The 20,553-nt window shown below is 37.9% G+C and carries 16 protein-coding genes and 2 tRNA genes; 7 read left to right on the top strand and 11 right to left on the bottom strand.

Annotation, left to right across the window (positions count from 1 at the left end; all coding sequences use genetic code 11):
- Positions 1 to 506: 506 nt before the first annotated feature.
- The 3 genes from BGO88_RS13285 to mutS all read right to left on the bottom strand — a co-directional run bounded on the left by BGO88_RS13285 (position 507) and on the right by mutS (position 3,429).
- Positions 507 to 592, bottom strand: a tRNA-Leu gene (locus BGO88_RS13285).
- Between the two features lie 15 nt (positions 593 to 607).
- Positions 608 to 680, bottom strand: a tRNA-Gly gene (locus BGO88_RS13280).
- Between the two features lie 142 nt (positions 681 to 822).
- Entirely contained in the window at positions 823 to 3,429 is a 2,607-nt protein-coding gene (gene mutS / locus BGO88_RS13275; RefSeq protein WP_286707166.1) for a DNA mismatch repair protein MutS, read from the bottom strand.
- 65 nt (positions 3,430 to 3,494) lie between these two features.
- Here mutS and BGO88_RS13270 point away from each other — a divergent pair, with 65 nt between their 5' ends.
- The gene (locus BGO88_RS13270; RefSeq protein WP_056068187.1) at positions 3,495 to 4,025 is read left to right on the top strand and encodes an RNA methyltransferase; all 531 of its coding nucleotides are present in this window, start codon (positions 3,495 to 3,497) and stop codon (positions 4,023 to 4,025) included.
- Position 4,026: 1 nt separating this feature from the next.
- Here BGO88_RS13270 and folK read toward each other — a convergent pair whose 3' ends face one another.
- Complete coding sequence (gene folK, locus BGO88_RS13265) at positions 4,027 to 5,166, bottom strand: 2-amino-4-hydroxy-6-hydroxymethyldihydropteridine diphosphokinase (RefSeq protein WP_286707165.1); 1,140 nt, start codon at positions 5,164 to 5,166, stop codon at positions 4,027 to 4,029.
- A 124-nt stretch (positions 5,167 to 5,290) separates the two neighbouring features.
- On the opposite strand from folK, the gene sppA reads away from it, so the two are divergent.
- Together sppA and BGO88_RS13255 are read left to right on the top strand one after the other, a co-directional pair.
- Positions 5,291 to 7,051: a signal peptide peptidase SppA gene (sppA, locus tag BGO88_RS13260; protein ID WP_286707164.1), complete on the top strand. Its 1,761-nt coding sequence runs from the start codon at positions 5,291 to 5,293 to the stop codon at positions 7,049 to 7,051.
- Positions 7,052 to 7,211: 160 nt separating this feature from the next.
- Positions 7,212 to 9,794: an AsmA-like C-terminal region-containing protein gene (locus BGO88_RS13255; RefSeq protein ID WP_286707163.1), complete on the top strand. Its 2,583-nt coding sequence runs from the start codon at positions 7,212 to 7,214 to the stop codon at positions 9,792 to 9,794.
- Positions 9,795 to 9,858: 64 nt separating this feature from the next.
- Here the strand turns inward: BGO88_RS13255 and BGO88_RS13250 are convergent, their stop codons facing one another.
- Positions 9,859 to 10,656, bottom strand: coding sequence for a DUF2797 domain-containing protein (locus BGO88_RS13250; protein ID WP_286707162.1), 798 nt, complete (start codon positions 10,654 to 10,656; stop codon positions 9,859 to 9,861).
- Positions 10,657 to 10,780: 124 nt separating this feature from the next.
- On the opposite strand from BGO88_RS13250, the gene BGO88_RS13245 reads away from it, so the two are divergent.
- Entirely contained in the window at positions 10,781 to 12,307 is a 1,527-nt protein-coding gene (locus tag BGO88_RS13245; RefSeq protein WP_286707161.1) for a GH3 auxin-responsive promoter family protein, read from the top strand.
- Between the two features lie 110 nt (positions 12,308 to 12,417).
- On the opposite strand, the gene clpX is transcribed toward BGO88_RS13245, so the two are convergent.
- From clpX to BGO88_RS13215, 6 genes are all read right to left on the bottom strand, one after another.
- The gene (gene clpX, locus BGO88_RS13240; protein WP_056068176.1) at positions 12,418 to 13,653 is read right to left on the bottom strand and encodes an ATP-dependent Clp protease ATP-binding subunit ClpX; all 1,236 of its coding nucleotides are present in this window, start codon (positions 13,651 to 13,653) and stop codon (positions 12,418 to 12,420) included.
- A gap of 81 nt (positions 13,654 to 13,734) precedes the next feature.
- Complete coding sequence (gene clpP / locus BGO88_RS13235; protein ID WP_056068174.1) at positions 13,735 to 14,394, bottom strand: ATP-dependent Clp endopeptidase proteolytic subunit ClpP; 660 nt, start codon at positions 14,392 to 14,394, stop codon at positions 13,735 to 13,737.
- A 223-nt stretch (positions 14,395 to 14,617) separates the two neighbouring features.
- Positions 14,618 to 15,943 carry a trigger factor gene (gene tig / locus BGO88_RS13230; RefSeq protein ID WP_286707160.1) on the bottom strand — a complete coding sequence of 442 codons (1,326 nt, stop codon included), beginning with the start codon at positions 15,941 to 15,943 and terminating at the stop codon, positions 14,618 to 14,620.
- Between the two features lie 123 nt (positions 15,944 to 16,066).
- On the bottom strand, positions 16,067 to 16,435 hold the full coding sequence (locus BGO88_RS13225; RefSeq protein ID WP_277016553.1) for a phage holin family protein: 369 nt from the start codon (positions 16,433 to 16,435) through the stop codon (positions 16,067 to 16,069).
- Positions 16,436 to 16,548: 113 nt separating this feature from the next.
- Positions 16,549 to 17,313 carry an alpha/beta fold hydrolase gene (locus BGO88_RS13220; protein ID WP_286707159.1) on the bottom strand — a complete coding sequence of 255 codons (765 nt, stop codon included), beginning with the start codon at positions 17,311 to 17,313 and terminating at the stop codon, positions 16,549 to 16,551.
- Positions 17,314 to 17,333: 20 nt separating this feature from the next.
- Complete coding sequence (locus tag BGO88_RS13215) at positions 17,334 to 18,047, bottom strand: pyridoxine 5'-phosphate synthase (protein ID WP_286707158.1); 714 nt, start codon at positions 18,045 to 18,047, stop codon at positions 17,334 to 17,336.
- A 104-nt stretch (positions 18,048 to 18,151) separates the two neighbouring features.
- Here BGO88_RS13215 and BGO88_RS13210 point away from each other — a divergent pair, with 104 nt between their 5' ends.
- The 3 genes from BGO88_RS13210 to porG all read left to right on the top strand — a co-directional run bounded on the left by BGO88_RS13210 (position 18,152) and on the right by porG (position 20,551).
- Positions 18,152 to 18,811 (top strand): CBS domain-containing protein, encoded by a 660-nt coding sequence (locus BGO88_RS13210; protein ID WP_286707157.1) that lies wholly within the window; start codon positions 18,152 to 18,154, stop codon positions 18,809 to 18,811.
- A gap of 22 nt (positions 18,812 to 18,833) precedes the next feature.
- Positions 18,834 to 19,718, top strand: coding sequence for an NAD kinase (locus BGO88_RS13205; RefSeq protein ID WP_056068161.1), 885 nt, complete (start codon positions 18,834 to 18,836; stop codon positions 19,716 to 19,718).
- 149 nt (positions 19,719 to 19,867) lie between these two features.
- The gene (gene porG / locus BGO88_RS13200; protein ID WP_286707156.1) at positions 19,868 to 20,551 is read left to right on the top strand and encodes a type IX secretion system protein PorG; all 684 of its coding nucleotides are present in this window, start codon (positions 19,868 to 19,870) and stop codon (positions 20,549 to 20,551) included.
- Positions 20,552 to 20,553: the final 2 nt, after the last annotated feature.

The following is a 20,553-nucleotide window of genomic DNA, read 5'->3' as shown; positions in this document are numbered from 1 at the left end:
TGATAAAAAAAATAAAAATAGGGTAATTGTTTTCTTCATGTCTACTGTTTTTCTCTAGGAATTGTTTGCTTGAAAATTTATTCATATTCGATATAAAAATAAAATGCAAAAACATAAGATTTTCAGCAAATGAAGAAGCGTTGCTTTTTCAGATATATACGATGGATTTAAACTTACATCCGTTAATTTAAAATAGACCAATATTACATAATACTCATGAAAGATGTAATTCAGAAGAGGAGACTGAAACGGTTTTGCAAACCTTATAACTATATTTTGAGAAAAAAGCACCTTAAAAGGTGCTTTTTTATTTTTAGCGGGAAAATTTATTCTTCCGGAAGCGGATCCGAAAACTGCAACGCTACTTCAGAATGCCGTTGTGCATACCTCTGATTATGATCTTTACGGGCTTCCCTGCGGCTTCCCAATGATGGTTTCTAGGCTTTTCAGGGCGTTATTAGAAACGGCCTGAAATAGAAAAAGCCCCGTGTTTAGGGGCTTTTGAGTACTCAGAGCGGGACTTGAACCCGCACGAACATTGCTGTTCACTGGATTTTAAGTCCAGCGTGTCTACCAATTTCACCATCCGAGCATGGACTTTAATTTGAGCGAAAAACGGGGCTCGAACCCGCGACCTCGACCTTGGCAAGGTCGCGCTCTACCAACTGAGCTATTTTCGCATTGTGTATTTGATAAGAACTGCAACACTTGAACCGTATTGCGGATGCAAATTTAATACATTAATTCAATTATACAAGAACTTTTTTCAAAAAAACATCAAGAAAAACATAACTTTCTGATAACGTAATCTTTAAAATCCCGTTACTTCTTTCCTAACATTCGTTTGATTTCATTGAGCTTCATCAGGGCTTCAACCGGAGTCAGCGTATTGATATCCAAATTGAGTATTTCGTCTTTTATTTCTTCCAGAAGCGGATCATCCAGGTTAAAAATGCTCAGCTGCATTTCATCATTTGAAGATTTAGTACCGTTCAATGCTTCGCCCGAATGGTCTTTCTCCAGTTTTTTAAGCAGCTTTTGTGCTTTCTGGATTACTGTTTGCGGCATTCCTGCCATCTTAGCCACATGAATTCCAAAACTGTGGGCACTTCCGCCTTTGATTAACTTACGGATAAAAAGCACCGTGTCTTTGAGCTCTTTTACAGACACATTATAATTCTGGATACGTTCCAGGATTTCTGTCATCTCATTAAGCTCATGATAGTGCGTCGCAAACAACGTTTTTGGCCTGCCCGGATGCTCATGCAGGTATTCTGCAATTGCCCAGGCTATTGAGATTCCGTCATACGTACTCGTTCCCCTGCCTATTTCATCCAAAAGCACCAGGCTTCTGTCTGAAAGGTTGTTAAGAATGGAAGCTGTCTCATTCATTTCGACCATAAAAGTAGATTCGCCCATAGAAATATTATCTGATGCTCCTACTCTTGTAAAAATCTTGTCAATAATACCCATCCTAACGCTTTCTGCCGGAACAAAGCTTCCCATCTGGGCCAACAGCACAATCAGTGCCGTTTGGCGCAAAATAGCCGACTTACCGGACATGTTAGGCCCGGTTATCATAATAATCTGTTGGGTTTCCCTGTCCAGATAAACATCATTGGCAATATAAGGAACACCAACCGGAAGCTGTTTTTCAATTACCGGATGGCGACCGTTCTTTATTTCCAATTCAAATGTATCATCCAGTACCGGACATACGTAATTGTTCTCGATTGCCAACTGCGTAAATGAAGACAGGCAATCCAATTGCGCAATTAAATTCGCATTGAGTTGTACCGGTTTTATATAAGTCGAAATCCAAACCACCAGTTGCTCAAAAAGCTGACTTTCCAATTGGTGGATTTTCTCTTCGGCACCCAGAATCTTGGTTTCATATTCTTTTAATTCTTCCGTAATGTAACGCTCCGCATTGACCAAAGTCTGCTTGCGAATCCATTCAGCCGGCACCTTATCTTTATGCGTATTTCTTACTTCTATATAATAACCAAAAACATTATTAAAAGATATTTTTAAAGAAGAAATTCCTGTTCTCTCCGATTCTCGGGTTTCAATTCCCTCAAGATATTCTTTGCCGGAATTAGATATACTTCTTAACTCGTCCAATTCTGCATGCACTCCTTTGGCAATCGCATTTCCCTTGTTGATCGAAACAGGAGCATCCGGATTTAAGGTCTCTTTAATTTTTTCTCTTAGGAGGTCACAACTATGAAGGCTGTCTCCTATCGTTTTGACAGCCGTATTCTTACTGTCAAGTGCCAATGTTTTTATTGGAATAATGGCATCCAACGATTCCTTCAGGTTTACAACTTCCCTTGGCGACACTTTTCCGGTAGCGATTTTTGAAATCAACCGTTCCAAATCCGAAATCTGCTTGATTTGGTATTGGATGCTTTTCAGCACCTCATTGTTTTCCTTCAGATAAGACACCACTTCATGACGTCCTTTAACCTTATCTGCATCTTTTAACGGCAAGGCCAGCCAACGCTTTAAGAGACGACCACCCATTGGAGAAAGTGTTCTGTCTATAACATCCAACAGTGTTACCGCATTCGGGTTATAGCTATGGTATAATTCTAAATTTCGAATGGTAAACCGGTCCATCCAAACATACGCATCTTCCGCAATTCGCTGTATTGAAGTAATGTGCTGTACTTTGTTATGCTGTGTTTCGGACAGATAATACAATATCGCTCCTGACGCAATAATTCCCTCCGGCAATTCTTCAATTCCAAATCCTTTTAAGGAATTGGTTTGGAAATGTCCCGTTAGCGTTTCAAAAGCATAATCTTCTTTATACACCCAGTCTTCAAGATAAAAGTTATGGTAGTCTTCACCAAAAACCTCTTTAAAGTTGGCCTTGTTCTGTTTTGGAACCAGCACTTCACTTGGGCTAAAGTTTTGGAGCAGCTTGTCAATATATTCTTCATTACCCTGTGCTGCTAAAAACTCTCCGGTAGAAACATCGAGAAACGAAATACCGATAATCCTTTTCCCAAAATAAATCGAAGCCAGGAAGTTATTCGATTTAGACTGCAATACCTCATCATTCATAGAAACGCCGGGAGTCACCAATTCAGTAACACCACGCTTCACGATAGTTTTTGTCATTTTCGGGTCTTCAAGCTGGTCGCAAATCGCTACGCGAAGTCCGGCTTTAACCAGTTTAGGCAAATAAGTATTCAGGGAATGGTGTGGGAATCCGGCCAAAGCTGTTTCCGTATCGGAACCTGCGCCTCTTTTTGTCAGGACGATTCCCAGTATTTTTGAAGCGCGTATTGCATCTTCTCCAAAAGTTTCATAAAAATCTCCTACTCTGAACAACAAACAGGCATCTGGATATTTCGCCTTAATCTCATTGTATTGCTTCATTAACGGAGTTTCTTTCGGAGTTTTATCTTTCGTGGCCAAGAGTATTCAGATTTTTAAATTATTTTTGCTAAAATAGAAAAACTAACAATATTGCATCCGCATTTATGAGAAAACTTGCCAACAGCGAATTAGAAAGAAAAAGCATTGAAGATTTTAAACAGGCAGAAAAAACACCAATTACAATCATCCTGGACGACATCCGAAGCCTGCACAATATCGGTTCTGTTTTCAGAACAGCCGATGCTTTTCTGATTGAAAAAATCTATCTCTGCGGTATCACGGCAACTCCACCCAATAAAGAAATCCATAAAACAGCTTTAGGCGCTACCGAAACCGTTGCCTGGGAATATGCAAAAGACGTTTTGGAAGTTATTGATACGTTACAAAAAGAAAACGTTTCGGTCATGGCAATAGAACAAGTAGAAAACTCTATTTCACTTCAGGAATTCGAACCAAAAAGCGGACAGAAATATGCTCTGGTTTTTGGAAACGAAGTAAAAGGTGTTTCGCAGGAAGCCATCAAAAAGTGTGAGGGAACAATAGAAATTCCACAATTGGGAACCAAACATTCGCTAAACATTTCTGTAAGTGCCGGTATTGTAGTATGGGATTTGTTCCAGAAACTGAATTACTAGCTTATACAGCCAAAGCCTTGCTTTCGATTTCGTTTAAAATCTGAAGATAATCGCTTTGATTTTTGACAAAATCTTTATCCGAAACATCAATGATCAGGACATTCAAATCTTTTTGAGATTTTATATAGTCCAGGTATCCCCTGCTGATTTTATCCAGATATTCTGCCGGGATTTCCTGCTCATAGGAACGTCCTCTTTTTTTGATGTTCTCCAATAGCCGCTCCGTATTCTGATAAAGATACACATACAAATCGGGCTTTTTCATTTCCTTGTAGATGATATCAAAAAGCGTTTTATACAAACGGTATTCGTCTTCTCCTAAAGTAACTTTGGCAAAAATCAGGGATTTAAAAATATGGTAGTCTGCAACAATAAAATCCTTAAACAGGTCAAATTGTGCCAAATCTTGCGATAGTTGCTGGTATCTATCGGCCAAAAATGACATTTCTAATGGAAAAGCATACCTTGCCTGGTCTTTATAGAATTTTGGCAAAAAAGGATTGTCTGCAAAACCTTCCAAAACCGTCTTGGCATTAAAATCTTCGGCAATTTTGTGAGCCAATGTTGTTTTTCCGGCGCCAATATTTCCTTCAATGGCTATATAATTGAATCGGTCAAAATGATAGTCTGTTACCGGAGATTTCAAATTGGAAACCACTTTACAATCTGAATCGTCGTGGCACTCTCTCAACAATTCGGTTACATTCTTCTGCAATACAGGATGTATAAAATCCGATTTCAGGTCATCCATTGGCAACAACACAAATTTCCTGTCGGCCATGCGTGGATGTGGTACTTTCAGGTTTTCGGTATCGATTATTTCTTCATCAAAACTGATGACATCAATATCAATAGTCCGGGACTGATAACCCATTGCCTTGTTTCTGATTCTTCCTAAACGAAGTTCGGCATTTAAGATTTCATCCAAAAGCACCGCAGACTCTTTGCAGGTATGAACCAATAGGGCACAATTATAAAATGCATCGCCTTCAAAACCCCAGGCCGGCGTTTCATACAGCCTGGAAACTTTCACAACAGTCGCAACCTCGCTGTGAATCAAATCAATAGCTTCCTGAATATTGCGAAGCCTGTCGCCTTGATTGCTTCCGATAGATAATATGGCCTGGTGCTGCATTTTCATAGACTGCAAATTAAGGAAAAGTATTTCACACAAAAGCACATTTTTAAGTTGCAACCTGAAATTATTCCACCGAAATTTGTAACTTTTCTATTATGTATGTGACCTATAAAGAAATAACAATACTATGAATTTTTTAAAGAATGTATTTTCAACCGTACTCGGCTTATTTGTTTTCCTGTTTATCCTTTTCTTCGGATTTATAATTATTGCCGCTTTGTTTGGCAATAATGAAAAAACCGTCACTGTAAAAGACAATTCCGTGATTGAACTCAATCTCGAAGAAGTAACGAACGACTATGCCGGAAAATTTTTATACGAGGATTTCGAGTTCCTGAATGAAGAAAAAACAAACGGGCTTTCTGACGTTATCAATGCTATTGATGCGGCAAAAACAGACAGCAAAATCAAAGGAATTTCAATCCTGAATAACATTTCATTATTAGGAATGGCACAAAGCAAGGCACTTCGTGACAAACTGGAAGACTTTAAGAAGTCCGGAAAATTTGTCGTAGCCTATGCGAATTCTTACAGCCAGAAAGAATATTACTTAAATTCTGTTGCCGACACCATTTATCTTAACCCGGTTGGAGAAATGGATTTCAAGGGACTTTCTTCCGAAGTTATGTTCTACAAAGACTTCCAGGAAAAAACCGGCATTAAAATGGAAGTTATCCGTCATGGAAAATACAAAAGCGCCGTGGAACCTTATTTGGCTAACGAAATGAGTGAGGCCAACCGTGAGCAGATTTCTGTTTTATTAAATTCTGTGTGGAATTCTGTAGTTGCCGACATTTCAAAAAGCCGAAACATTTCTGTTGACCGACTGAATGAAATCGCAAATGGCCTGTTGGCAAGGACTCCTGAAATGGCAAAAACAGAGAAGCTTATTGATAAGATTGCTTATGAAGACGAATATCATGACGGTATCCGTAAAGCTCTAAAAGTTAAAAAAGACGAAGAATACAATACGGTAAGCATTATTGACTATGCCCATAAAAACTCCACAACAGGAAAAAAACCTGCCACTGATAACACTATTGCTATAATCTACGCACAAGGAACCATACTTAGCGGAGAAGGTGATGTAAATATTATAGGCGAAGGCTCAATGAGACGTTCTTTGCAAAAAGCCAGAAAGGACAAAAATGTAAAAGCCATTGTCTTGAGAATTGACAGTCCGGGTGGTAGCGCCTTGACTTCCGACCTGATATGGAGAGAAATTGAACTGACCAAAAAAGTAAAACCGGTAGTTGTTTCTATGGGTAATGTTGCCGCTTCCGGAGGTTATTATATAGCTTGCAATGCCAGCAAAATTTTTGCTGAAGAAACAACAATCACAGGCTCTATTGGAGTTTTTGGAACATTGCCAAACATTACAAAACTGACCAACAATATCGGTATTCATACCGAACAGGTAAAAACACATCAGAACGCAGCCGGATACAGCATCTTCCTGCCATTGGATGAAGGAACAAAAGGCACCCTTCAGGAAAGTGTAGAAAATATCTACAAAGTTTTTGTAGGCCGCGTTGCCCAGGGGAGAAATATGAAATTTGAAGCTGTTGATTCTATCGCACAAGGAAGAGTCTGGACCGGTACCGATGCCCTGAAAATTGGATTGGTAGACAAAATTGGCGGCATGGACGATGCTTTGAAGGAAGCTGCAAAACTCGCAAATATTAAGGAATATAAAACGGCTGATTTCCCTGCCTATGAGAAAAAATTTGGAGACTTATTTGGAGGAATGCCTTTCATGAAATCCAAAGAAAGCTTTATCAAAGAAGAAGTTGGCGAGGAAAACTACCAGATGATTGAGCAAATCAGAAGAATGAGCGCTCAAAAAGGAATGCAGGCGTTGCTCCCTTATGAAATCAATATAAAATAGCGACCAAATATAAATTACAATTAAATCAGGGCATAGTCCCTGATTTTTTTTATTCAGACATTTCCTAATTGTTTTTTATTTAAAAAATTCATTTTTTATACTTTTATTAAGCTATTTGGTTTAATTTTTGTTATAATTTCGCTAAACAAATGATTTTATTATGTTAAAAAAGATTTTAAAAGCTATTGGTATATTCCTTCTGGTAGTGATAATTGCATTAGCTGCGGCTCCATTCTTGTTTAAAGATAAAATTCAGCAGTTGGTGCTGAAATCAATTAATGAGGAGGTAGACGCGAAAGTAGCGTTTGATGATGTGCATTTGAGCCTGTTCAAAAGCTTCCCGCGTGCTAATGTCACTATTGACAAGCTGGCTATTATCAACAAAGCTCCTTTTGAAGGCGACACCCTGCTTTATGCCGGAGAAGTAAACCTGAAAATGTCTGTCAGGGAACTTTTCAAAGGCGATGGTGAACCAATGAATATCGAATCATTTTCTTCTACCAATGGTGTGGTCAATATTCTTTTTGACAAGAATGGTGTTGGCAATTTCGATATTGCCATAAAAGACGATAAAGAAAAAAAGGACGATTCTGAAAGTAAGCCCTTTGCCATGAACATCCAGAACTATGAAATAGAAAATCTGCGTTTTACTTACTTTGACGAACGTTCAAAGGTGAAAATGGTGATTGACAGCCTGAACCATACCGGAAAAGGAAATTTTGCAGCTTCAAAATTAGACCTGACTACAAAAACTACAGCTAAGGTTTCATTGGACATGGACAAAACCAATTACATGAAAAACGTCAAATTGGATTTGGATGCCATATTGGGTATTGACCTCGAAAACAGCAAATATACTTTCAAAGACAACAAGGCACTAATTAACCAATTGCCACTGGAATTTGATGGTTTTATCCAGATTGTGGATGCCGGACAGGAATACGACCTGACTTTTAAAACACCAACTTCTTCATTCAAGAATTTCCTGGGTGTCATTCCTGAGGCTTATGCCGGAAATCTGAATACCGTAAAAACAACAGGTGACTTTAAAGTTTCCGGTTTTGCAAAAGGACTATACAGCGACAAAACCATTCCTAAATTCAATCTGGCCATTGCGTCAAATAATGCTTCATTCAAATATCCTGACTTGCCAAAATCTGTAGAGAACATTGTAATTGATACCAAAATCATCAACGAAACCGGAAATCTGAATGATACTTATGTCAATTTGGACAAGCTTTCTTTCAGAATCGACCAGGACGTTTTCAATGTTCAGGCCAATGTAAAAAACATCGTTGAGAATCCTTTGGTTGATGCAAAACTAAAAGGAACAATCAATCTGGGGAATGTTTCTAAAGCTTATCCGGTAAAGCTGGATACGCCACTTTCCGGAATATTAAAAGCCGATGTTGAAACGAAGTTTGACATGAAATCTGTGGAAGCCAATCAATACCAGAACATACAGGCTATGGGTAATGCGAGCATTACCGGATTTAAATATGTTGATGCCGATAAGAAAACCTATACAATCAATACGGCCGCTGCCCAATTCTCAAACCAAAAAATCAACCTGCAGCAGCTAGACATGACTACCGGAAAAACAGATTTGAAAGTAAACGGAACTCTGGAAAACTTCCTGGGTTATGCTTTCAAAAACCAGGAATTAAGAGGAAATTTCACTATGAAATCTAACCAGTTTTTAGTTTCTGACTTTATGTCGAAAACGGAAACCACGGTTAACAACAAAACAGTTACTACGGAGGCTGTCAAGATTCCTAAACTTTTAAACGTTACGCTGAATGCTTCTGCAAATACTGTAGTTTATGACAACCTGAATCTTAAAGACGTATCCGGAAAAATTGTTGTAAAAGACGAAGCCGTTTCATTGCAAAACCTGAAAACTTCAATTTTTAACGGATTGATAACCGCTACAGGAGATGTTTCTACCAAAGGCAAAGTACCTACATTTGACATGAATCTTGGATTAACGACAGTTGATATCAACCAGACATTTACACAATTGGACATGATGAAAAAGATTGCCCCGATTGCCGAAGCGATTAACGGAAAATTAAATTCGACCATCAAATTGTCCGGTAATCTGGATGCCAAAACCATGTCACCGGATTTGAACACACTATCAGGTGACCTTTTTGGGCAGCTGTTATCGACTACTGTAAATGCTAAGAATTCTGCCGTATTGAACAAGCTTGATGAAAAGGTAAAGTTTATCGATTTGCAAAAATTAAACCTGAATGATTTGAAAGCCAATCTTACCTTTAAAGATGGAAAAGTCAACGTAAAACCTTTTGATATCAAATATCAGGATATTAAGGTTAATATTGGTGGACAGCATGGTTTTGACCAATCGATGAATTACAACCTGAAATTTGATGTTCCTGCAAAATACTTAGGAAACGATGCCAATAAGCTAATTGCAAAACTGACTCCTGCCGAAGCCAACAAATTGGAGAATATTCCGGTTACTGCAATACTTACCGGTAATTTCAAAAATCCTAAAGTTTCTACCGATATTGAACAGGCCGTTACTAAACTAGCAAACCAGCTGATTAAAACCGAAAAAGACAAATTGGTTACCAAAGGAACCAACGCTTTGGAAAATCTTTTGGGAGGCAACAAAAAAGACACTACAAAAACACAGACACCTAATACTAAGGAAGACGTAAAAACGAAAGTCTCTGAAGGAATTAAAGGGCTTTTTAATAAGAAGAAAAAAGAATAGGTTTAACCTTTAAAATAAAAAGAAGCACCCTGGCAGGGTTTTGAACCCTGGCAGGGTGTTTCTTTTAAGAAATATTCATTCCAATAACATAACCTTCATAGCTGCGGACATTTAAAACGGTTCCGTCTTCAAAAATCAGGTATTGTCCTTTTACGCCTATTAATCGGCCTTCATAGTTTGGGGTTTTCTCCAGATTTAATCCGGCAACTTTCTTTGGAAATCTTAAAACCGGATATTTGAGTATGAAATGTTCATTCAAATCGGTATTGAAATAAGGCCGGACTTCCTCCGGAAGCCTTTCAAAAATACGCATTCTTTCGGCCATCAAATCCAACGACACCACTTCATTCTGCAACATTTTTCGCCAATTGGTTTTATCTACAAAATGATTTTTAAGAGCTACTTCTGTAATTCCTGCCAAATAACGATTGGGAACCTCAACAATTGAAATGGCTTCGTCAGCACCCTGGTCAATCCAACGCGTAGGCACTTGCGTTTTTCGCGTCACTCCTACTTTTATCTCACTTGACAAAGCCAGATATACAATATGCGGTTGCAGCTGAACCCTGGTTTCATAGTCCAGGTCCCTGTCTGCAATACCCAGATGCGCCGTACTGAGTTCGGGTCTCATAATCCAGTCTCCCACAGCCGGACTGCTATAAAAACAGTCATAGCAGAAACCCTGACGAAATATTTTTTTCTTTTTTGAACAGTTCAGGCATTGGTAGCCCAAAAAACTTATTTCTATATTCTTATCAAGAGCCTGATTTACGTTCAGGAAGCTGTTTTCAAAAGTCATATAATATTGAATCGGACTTGCAAATTCCGTTTCCATCTTAGTAAGAACACCTTCGTATTGCATTATAATTTCGGATTTAAATTGAGGCGATTGCTTTATAGTCAGAAATACTTGACTTTCGACTATTTTTTTTATTTTTGGTAAAGTTAGAATTCATAACTCATAAATCATAACTCAAACCTAAAAAATGGCGTTACCCATAATCAATTCAGTAGCAACATGGATTTTAAAAAAAAGAATCCATCAAATTGAATTATTCCTGAAATACCCTAATGAAGTCCAGGAAGAATTGCTTCTGAACCTGATACGGACTGCCGAACAAACCGTCATTGGCAAACAATATGATTTTTCTTCTGTAAAATCTTATCAGGAATTTACTGAAAGGGTTCCGGTTTCCACTTATGAAGATCTGGAGCCTTTGATTGAAAGAACACGAAAAGGGGAACAAAACGTTTTCTGGAGCACACCTATAAAATGGTTTGCCAAATCAAGTGGAACAACCAATGCCAAAAGCAAATTCATTCCGGTAAGTACCGAAGCTTTAGAAAATTGCCATTATAAGGCCGGAAAAGATTTATTGAGTTTGTACCTCAACAACAATGAAGAATCACAATTGTTTACCGGCAAAAGCCTGCGTTTGGGCGGCAGCAAGCAATTGTATGAAGACAACAATACTTTTTTTGGAGACCTGTCAGCCATCCTGATTGACAATATGCCAATTTGGGCCGAGTTTAGCAGTACGCCAAGTAATAAAGTTTCCTTAATGAGCGAATGGGAAACCAAAATTCCGGCAATTATCAATGAAACCATCCATGAAAATGTGACCAGTTTTGCCGGGGTTCCTTCCTGGATGCTGGTACTAATGAACAAAACCCTGGAAGCTACCGGAAAATCAAATCTGCTCGAAATCTGGCCTAATCTGGAAGTTTATTTTCATGGCGGTGTGAGTTTTGAACCTTACCGTGAGCAATACAAAAAAATACTTCCCAGTTCAGAATTCCAATATTACGAAATCTACAATGCGTCTGAAGGTTTTTTTGCCATTCAGGACCTCAACAATTCAAGCGACCTTTTGTTAATGTTGGATTACGGAATATTCTATGAATTTATTCCTATAGATACTTTCGGAACACCGGAACAAAAAACTATCAGGCTATCTGAAGTAGAATTAGGCAAAAATTATGCTATTGTAATCACTACCAATGCCGGACTATGGCGCTATATGGTAGGCGACACCGTGCGATTTACTTCTTTAAATCCCTACAGAATCCGCGTGAGCGGCAGAACCAAACACCATATCAATGTTTTTGGGGAAGAACTTATCGTCGAAAATACAGACAAGGCAATTGCCAAAGCCTGTAAACTAACCAATACCGAAGTTATTGACTATACTGTAGCGCCGGTTTTTATGGAAGGAAAGGAAAAAGGCGCACACGAATGGATGATTGAATTTAAAAATGCTCCTGAAAACATATCTGATTTCAGACAGATTTTAGACGATACGTTACAATCTTTAAATTCAGACTATGAGGCAAAGCGCCACAACAACATGACTTTAAATCCTCTAATCATCAACATAGCCAGAACAAACCTGTTTTATGATTGGTTAAAGGAACAGGATAAGCTGGGCGGACAACATAAAATTCCAAGACTTTCCAACCAAAGGAACTATCTGGAAGAATTGAAATCCATGCAGCACCCTGTCAACACCTAACTGAAATTGCACTACTATTTATTAGGTTAGGAAAACCAACGAATCAGAATCAGACATAAAAAATCCCGATGAATGGCTCATCGGGATTTTTATTTTTATAATTATTTTTTTTAAGATGCAGCTTTCAATCGCTGCAAAAGGTTTTTGTCCAAGGCATTTTCAGCATATGATTTATCAATCACCAAAGTCTTATCATCTGAACTTGGCAGATCATACATCGCATCGGTTAAGATAGCCTCGCATAAAGAACGCAGACCGCGAGCACCAAGCTTGTATTCAAGAGCCTTATCAACTACATAATCCAATGCTTCGCCAGAAACCGAAAGTTCTACATCGTCCATAGCAAAAAGCTTTTGGTATTGCTTGATTAATGCATTTTTTGGCTCTGTAAGAATGGCTCTTAAAGTTTCTCTGTCAAGAGGATCCATATGTGTCAAAACCGGAAGACGTCCAATGATTTCAGGAATCAATCCGAAATCTTTTATGTCTTTTGGAATAACATACTGCAACAGATTATCCTTGTCGATATTGTCTGTATTTTTTGAAGAACTGTATCCAACAGCCTGACGGTTCAAACGTTTAGAAATAATTCTTTCTATTCCGTCAAAAGCACCTCCGGCAATAAACAGGATGTTTTGCGTATTTACTTCGACAAATTTTTGGTCCGGGTGTTTTCTTCCTCCTTTTGGCGGCACATTGACTACAGTTCCTTCCAAAAGTTTCAATAACGCCTGTTGAACACCTTCTCCGGAAACATCTCTTGTGATGGATGGGTTATCGCTTTTTCTGGCAATTTTATCAATCTCATCAATAAAAACGATTCCACGTTCCGCTTTTGCCACATCATAGTCAGCAGCCTGAAGCAACCTCGTAAGAATGCTTTCAACATCCTCACCCACATAACCCGCTTCGGTCAATACGGTCGCATCTACTATTGCCAAAGGCACATCCAACATTTTGGCTATGGTTTTTGCCACCAATGTTTTTCCTGTACCCGTTTGTCCAACCATAATGATGTTGCTCTTTTCAATTTCAACCTCATCGTCGGATTGCTGTTGCATCAGACGCTTGTAGTGGTTGTAAACAGCAACAGACATAACTTTTTTCGTCTGGTCCTGTCCAATAACATATTTATCCAAAAAAGCTCTAATCTCTTTTGGTTTTTGCAAAATTAGATCCGAAGCCATTGCTCCGTTTCTTTTGTTCTGCTTTAGTTCTTCGATGACGATTCCGTGTGCCTGTTCGATACACCTGTCGCAAATATGCGCGTCAATTCCTGCAATCAGCAGATTTGTTTCTGGCTTTTTCCTTCCACAAAAAGAACACTCTAATACTTCTTTAGCCATATTTATTAATTGATAGTGGATAGTGTATAGTTGATAGTTGCTTTGTATAAACTATCAACTATACACTAAAAACTAATTTTATTAACTTCTTCTCAAAACCTCATCAATCATTCCGTATTCTTTTGCCTCGTCAGCTTTCATCCAGTAATCTCTTTCGCTGTCTTTATGAACTCTGTCAAAAGGTTGTCCTGAATGCTTAGAGATGATTTCATACAATTCATCTTTCAGCTTCAACATTTCACGAAGATTGATTTCCATATCGGTAGCGACACCTTGTGCTCCTCCTGATGGTTGGTGAATCATAACCCTTGAATGTGGCAAAGCCGAACGTTTTCCTGCTGCTCCGGCACAAAGTAAAACTGCTCCCATAGAAGCGGCCATTCCCGTACAGATAGTAGCCACATCCGGTTTGATGTACTGCATCGTATCATAAATTCCCAATCCGGCATATACACTTCCGCCAGGAGAATTGATATAGATTTGAACGTCTTTTGATGAATCAACACTTTCCAAAAACAGCAATTGTGCCTGAATAATGTTGGCTACATGATCATCAACTCCTGTTCCAAGGAAAATGATTCTGTCCATCATCAAACGCGAAAACACATCCAATTGCGATACGTTTAATTGTCTTTCTTCAATAATATATGGCGTCATGCTATTAACGATTTTATCGTAATACATGCTGTTAACGCCCTGGTGCTTTATAGCAAATTTTTTAAATTCTTTACCGTAATCCATTTTTTTAAATTAAGTTAAAAGTTACGAGTTATAAAAACAGTTCTTGTCATATTCTTTGACTATGCAAAGTTCGTGCTAAGGGCAAATCTCACCTGATTGGCATGAAAAGCATTTACACAATCGGACAATCCGTCAGTATCTGAGTATAAAATCCGAGGAAGCATAAAACAAAGAGCGCCAAAAAATACTTTGGCGCCTTAAAGATAACGATTTTTTCAAGAATTTATTCTCCGTACATTTCTTTGATGAACTGCTCGTAAGAAACCTCTTTTGTCTTTGCTTTTACTTTTTCTTTGAACAGGTTTAGCATTTTTTCATTCATTACCTGTTCCGAAAGTCTTTTTACTTCTTCCTGGTTCGAAAGTACTCTAGCCACAATTCCATCTACATCTTCATCGGTTGGATTCATTTGTCCGAATTGTGCCATTTGCTTTTTGATAACATCAGCAGTATACGCTTTCAAATCATCAAAAGTAATCTGAAGATTATTTTGCGCCATCACTTTACCTTCAATCAATTGGTAGCGAAGTCCGTTTTCAGATCTTGCATATTCTTCTTCTGCCTGCTCTGCTGTCAAAGGTGTTTCACCAACAGTCTGAATCCATTTTTTAAGGAAAGCAGCCGGCAAATCGAATTTAGTATTTTCCAATAACGAAGTTGTTACATCGTTTATGAATTTCTGATCAGCCTGAGAAGCGAATTGCTTTTCAGCATCTTCTTTGATTTTTTCTTTTACCTGCTCAACAGAAGTTACATTTCCTTCTCCAAATAATTTATCGAAAAGCTCCTGATTTAATTCAGCCAATTCTGTAGCGTTGATTTCTTCAATTTTGAAATCTACATCAATATCAAGACCATGAACATTATCGTGGCTTACTTTAAGGTAATCCATTAATTTATGATCGTCATCAAAAAGACCTTTTGTTTTTAGAGTAACAACATCGCCTACTTTCTTTCCGATGAATTTTTTAGCTGTCTTTTTATCTTTAAAAATATCAAGAGAAATTGTAACTGTATTGTTGATTCCGTTTTCTTCGTTAGTAAAAGTACCGGTCACGTCAAAACCTTCTTCTACCGTATCTTTAGAAATCAATTTACCATATTGCTTCTGAATGCGTTTTACCTGATCATCAAGCATTTTGTCATCGGCAGTAATCTTATAGTAAGTGATTTTATTTTTAGCCTCTAAATCTACCGTAAACTCAGGTGCAAGACCCAATTCGAATTCAAAAGAATAATCATCGGCATCCCAATTGAAGTCTTCGTTGATTTTTGGAAGCGGGTTCCCAAGTATATCCAATTTTTCAGAAGCCAGGTAGTTGTTAAGGTTTTCCTGTAACACCTTGTTTACTTCTTCCAGTAAAACTGCCTTTCCGTATTGTTTCTGGATCAGGCTCATTGGAACTGCACCTTTTCTAAAACCAGGAACACTAGCATTTTTTGAGTAGTTTTTTAAAACTTTGTCAACTTGAGGAGCATAATCTGCCTTTGATACTTCAACTGTTACAACCGCATTTAATGCGTCAACATTATTTCTTGTAATATTCATTTTTTTACATACTAAAATTGGGTTGCAAAATTATAACATTTTTACAACCCAACCAAGTTTTACATTCATGTATTAATATAGGATTAACAAATAGTATAACTATCTGCTATCAAATAGACTATATTAGTTATCTCCTCCTGTGAGCGAGAACACCACAGACTGCAAAATAGACAGGATTAAACTAAACAAAAGTGCCGTCCAAAAGCTCGAAACCGCGAAGCCGTCAACCAGATTGGCACAAAGCATAATTATCAGCGCATTAATTACAAGAAGGAATAATCCGAAAGTGATGACGGTTACCGGAAGCGTAAGCAAAACCAAAAGAGGCTTTACAAATAAATTAAGGAGCCCTAAAACCACCGCAACAATTATTGCAGTCACAAAATTTTCTGATGAGATTCCATGAGTTCCTTTCAGGGCAACTCCGGGCATAAAATGTGCTATTATCATTACTAAAACAGCCGTGATAAGAATTCTGATAATTAAATTCATAATATATCGATTTATGTTTAATCAAATATAATGATTTTTTACAATATGTTAATTTTATCACCCATCGAATTGAATTCCTATTCCGTTATACTCAAAAAAGCAAGAAGAATTTTTTATACTAACAAGTACTGAATAGACTCGCTATAAAAATCTTTTGGATTTTCTGCATGCAGCCAATGTCCGGCATTAGGTATGGTCTTGATTTCAGAATTTGGAAAATGGCGCCTTATCATTTCAAAATCCTCATCTTTAATGTAATTGGAATTTCCTCCCCTTACAAACAATGTTGGTTTTTCAAATAGGGCATTCTCCGGAAGTGCTTCACCTATATTATCAATGTACTCATTGAAAACAGGCAGATTAAAACGGAAAGCAAGTTGCCCCGGCTCAATCCAATAAAGACTTTTCATTAAAAACTGGCGTGTACCAAAATCCGAAACATATTCTTTCAGGATTTCCTCGACCTGTGCGCGATCCGGCTTTTGTGATAAATCTACCGCATTTAATCCCGCCAATATATCCTGGTGATGTGGCCTGTAATATTTTGGACCAATATCAGCCACAATTAATTTTTCCACTTTTTCCGGATAGGTAGTTGCAAAAAACATTGCCACCTTGCCACCCATTGAATGTCCTAAAATTGAAATCTTATCCAAACCGTGTCCCTCACAATATTCAAACACATCCTGAACCATTGCTTCATAAGTAAAAACGTCCGAATGGAAACTCCTTCCATGATTGCGGAGGTCTAAAATATGCAATTGAAATCCTTCGGTAGCTATCTGCCCTGCAAAGGTCTTCCAATTGTCTGACATCCCTAAAAAACCGTGAAGAATAAGCAATGGTTTTCCTTCACCTTCTATTCTTGAATATAACATAATTCTGTTTTTATTTAGGGTTATTTCAATTTTTGAAGATACATATTCACAACATTCTCAAGCCCTAAGTAAATAGATTCTGAAATCAGAGCATGCCCTATAGAAACTTCGAGGAGATTAGGGATATTTCGCTTAAAAAACTGTATGTTATCCAAACTAAGGTCATGACCTGCATTGATTCCCAAATCCAATTCGCTTGCCAATTTTGCAGCCTCAACATAAGGCAATATACCTTCTTTATTTCCCAGACCATATTGATGGGCAAAAGCTTCCGTATACAATTCAATTCTTTCAGTTCCGGTTTTTTTGGCACCTTCAATCATTTCAAGCACCGGATCTACAAAAATAGAAGTCCTGATACCATTACGTTGAAATTCCTGTATAATCTCTTTCAGATAATCCTGATGTTTAACCGTATCCCAACCTGCATTAGAAGTTATGGCATCAACAGCATCCGGCACCAGAGTTACCTGTGTAGGCTTCACTTCAAGCACCAGGTCAATGAATTTCTGCTCCGGGTTCCCTTCAATATTGTATTCCGTATAAACTATCGGTTTCAGGTCGCGTGCATCCTGATAACGGATATGGCGCTCATCAGGTCTTGGATGAATCGTGATTCCTTGACCACCAAAACGCTGTATGTCTTTAGCAACCTGCAATAAATCAGGAACATTGCCTCCCCGGGCGTTTCTTAAAGTAGCTATTTTATTTATGTTTACGCTTAATTTTGTCATTGGAATGCTTTTTGTGAAAAATTATTAAATACAAAAATACAAAGTTAAACACGGTGTTTTGTGCTATTTTTTGATTATTTTGCAACGATTATTGACTTTGGGCTATGACTGAAATTACAGACTACATTAATAATGATATTAAAGCGATAACAGTAGACGATACCATTGAGTCCGTTCAGGATTTTTTTGCAGACCTGTCTTTTTCCCATTTTCCGGTTTTGGAAAATGGCATATACATTGGCAGTATTTCAGGAGATGATGTAGAAACTTTCGACACTGAAAAAAAGATACTGGACTACCGCTATACACTGGAAGGTTTTTATGCCAGAAAAAATATGATCTGGCTGGATTTGTTAGAAATTTTTGCCCGAAACCATACAAGTATAGTCCCGGTTTTGGATGAGAAAAACAACTATATTGGCTACTACGACATTACAGATATTATCAAATTTTTCCACGAAACTCCTTTCCTTAAAGAAATGGGAGGAATTATTATAGTTGAAAAAAACATCAACGATTATTCCATGAGCCAGATTTCGCAGATTGTAGAAAGTAATAACGGAAAATTACTCGGCATGTTTGTTTCGAGTGCGGAAGCCGACAAAATACAGATTACCGTAAAAATCGCTCTAGGCTCCCTGAATGACATTATCCAGACCTTCAGACGCTACAATTATGAAATTATCTCCGAGCACCAGGAAGACAATTACCTGAATGCCTTAAAGGAACGCTCAGATTACCTGGACAAATATTTGAACATATAAACCAAATTCAGATTTATCAGAAATGAAAGTAGCCATTTACGGTCAATATTACCAAAATAGCACGGAACCAATCATACGGGATATCTTTGTTTTCTTCAACAAGAACAATGTAGATCTGGTCATCCAGGACGATTTTCTGGCAATCTTACACCAAAAAGAAATTATCAAGAAGGAATACAATACTTTTCATGACTACAACGACCTCGACAGAAATATCGACATTCTGGTAAGTATTGGTGGAGACGGAACGATTTTGCGCGCGGCCACACTAGTAAGAGATTCCGGAATTCCGATTTTAGGAATTAATGCCGGAAGGCTTGGTTTCTTAGCGACAGTGCAAAAAGAAAATATTGATGAACTGATGCAGTATATCATTGATAAAAACTATTCCCTTTCGCCAAGAACCCTACTCAGCCTTGAAAGCACAGAGAGTATCCCGGAAATTGAGAGGCTGAACTTTGCCATGAATGAGATTTCCATCAACAGAAAAGACACCACTTCGATGATTACTGTCGAAACCTACCTGAATGGAGAATACCTGAATGCCTATTGGGCCGACGGTTTAATTATTTCAACACCAACAGGATCAACCGGATATTCCTTAAGCTGCGGCGGACCAATACTGATGCCTGCGGTTGAAAGCTTTGTAATTACCCCTATTGCTCCCCATAATTTGAATGCAAGACCTTTTGTGATTCCTGACAATGTTGAAATCAAGCTAAAAGTTTCAGGCAGGGAAGAACATTATCTGGTTTCACTGGATTCCAGAGTTGCCTCTATGAGTAATAACGCCATCCTGACCATCAAAAAAACACCTTTCCAAATCAATATGGTCGAACTTCCCGAAAAAAGTTTCTTAAAAACATTGCGTACAAAATTGCTTTGGGGTGAGGACAAGAGAAACTAAAATTCCCTTTCTTCTTATACTATCGGCACATAAGTTTCGTTTACTTTAAATCGAAAAGCCTGTCATTTGTCTAAAATTAAGGATATTTAATTATTAGACAGTTGATAAGTGCTCATAATTATTATATTTGCACCCTTATTTTTTACTAAATGAATCGGATAATAATCACTTTGTTCTGCATTTTTAGTTATGCTGTCTCCAATGCCCAAATCCATGAAATTGGAATTTTTGCCGGCGGAAATAACTACATAGGAGATGTGGGTCCGACAAACTATGTCAAACCCAATGAATTCGCCTTCGGACTACTTTATAAATGGAATAAAAGCCCGAGACATTCATGGAGAATTTCCTATATGCAGGGAAAAGTTACTTCCAACGATCACGATTCCGACATGCCTGCCAGAAAACAAAGAGGATTAAACTTTGAAAATAGCGTAAAAGAATTATCTTTAGGGCTTGAATTCAATTTTTTTGATTTTAATTTGCATGAATCAGGCTTTTTGCTGACACCATACGTATATTCCGGTATCAGTTATTTCAGATATACAGAACTATATCACGTAAATAACCAATATGAGGAAGATGAGGATAAAAATACCTTTGCCATCCCTATGACAGTCGGCATAAAAACCAGGATTGCAGAAAAACTGATTTTAGGATTTGAAGTCGGAGCCAGATATACCTTTACGGATAATCTGGACGGCAGCAATCCCAAAAATGACAGTTTTAAAACATTGCGATTTGGAAATTTAAACAGCAACGACTGGTATGTTTTCACAGGCTTTACACTAACATATACCTTTGGAAACAAACCTTGCTACTGTGCAGAATAACG

The organism is Flavobacterium sp. 38-13 (assembly GCF_001899155.1).
GTDB classification, from domain to species: Bacteria; Bacteroidota; Bacteroidia; order Flavobacteriales; family Flavobacteriaceae; genus Flavobacterium; species Flavobacterium lindanitolerans.
The sequence above is the reverse complement of the archived record's forward strand: the minus strand, read 5'-3'. Positions and strand labels throughout refer to the sequence as shown.

What these genes read in the sequence shown, in the direction of transcription:
- BGO88_RS13270 (WP_056068187.1), top strand. Translation starts at nt 3,495, where the DNA reads ATGAGAAAACTTGCCAACAGCGAATTAGAAAGAAAAAGCATTGAAGAT.
- folK (WP_286707165.1), bottom strand. Translation starts at nt 5,166, where the DNA reads ATGAAAATGCAGCACCAGGCCATATTATCTATCGGAAGCAATCAAGGC.
- sppA (WP_286707164.1), top strand. Translation starts at nt 5,291, where the DNA reads ATGAATTTTTTAAAGAATGTATTTTCAACCGTACTCGGCTTATTTGTT.
- BGO88_RS13255 (WP_286707163.1), top strand. Translation starts at nt 7,212, where the DNA reads ATGTTAAAAAAGATTTTAAAAGCTATTGGTATATTCCTTCTGGTAGTG.
- BGO88_RS13250 (WP_286707162.1), bottom strand. Translation starts at nt 10,656, where the DNA reads ATGCAATACGAAGGTGTTCTTACTAAGATGGAAACGGAATTTGCAAGT.
- BGO88_RS13245 (WP_286707161.1), top strand. Translation starts at nt 10,781, where the DNA reads ATGGCGTTACCCATAATCAATTCAGTAGCAACATGGATTTTAAAAAAA.
- clpX (WP_056068176.1), bottom strand. Translation starts at nt 13,653, where the DNA reads ATGGCTAAAGAAGTATTAGAGTGTTCTTTTTGTGGAAGGAAAAAGCCA.
- clpP (WP_056068174.1), bottom strand. Translation starts at nt 14,394, where the DNA reads ATGGATTACGGTAAAGAATTTAAAAAATTTGCTATAAAGCACCAGGGC.
- tig (WP_286707160.1), bottom strand. Translation starts at nt 15,943, where the DNA reads ATGAATATTACAAGAAATAATGTTGACGCATTAAATGCGGTTGTAACA.
- BGO88_RS13225 (WP_277016553.1), bottom strand. Translation starts at nt 16,435, where the DNA reads ATGAATTTAATTATCAGAATTCTTATCACGGCTGTTTTAGTAATGATA.
- BGO88_RS13220 (WP_286707159.1), bottom strand. Translation starts at nt 17,313, where the DNA reads ATGTTATATTCAAGAATAGAAGGTGAAGGAAAACCATTGCTTATTCTT.
- BGO88_RS13215 (WP_286707158.1), bottom strand. Translation starts at nt 18,047, where the DNA reads ATGACAAAATTAAGCGTAAACATAAATAAAATAGCTACTTTAAGAAAC.
- BGO88_RS13210 (WP_286707157.1), top strand. Translation starts at nt 18,152, where the DNA reads ATGACTGAAATTACAGACTACATTAATAATGATATTAAAGCGATAACA.
- BGO88_RS13205 (WP_056068161.1), top strand. Translation starts at nt 18,834, where the DNA reads ATGAAAGTAGCCATTTACGGTCAATATTACCAAAATAGCACGGAACCA.
- porG (WP_286707156.1), top strand. Translation starts at nt 19,868, where the DNA reads ATGAATCGGATAATAATCACTTTGTTCTGCATTTTTAGTTATGCTGTC.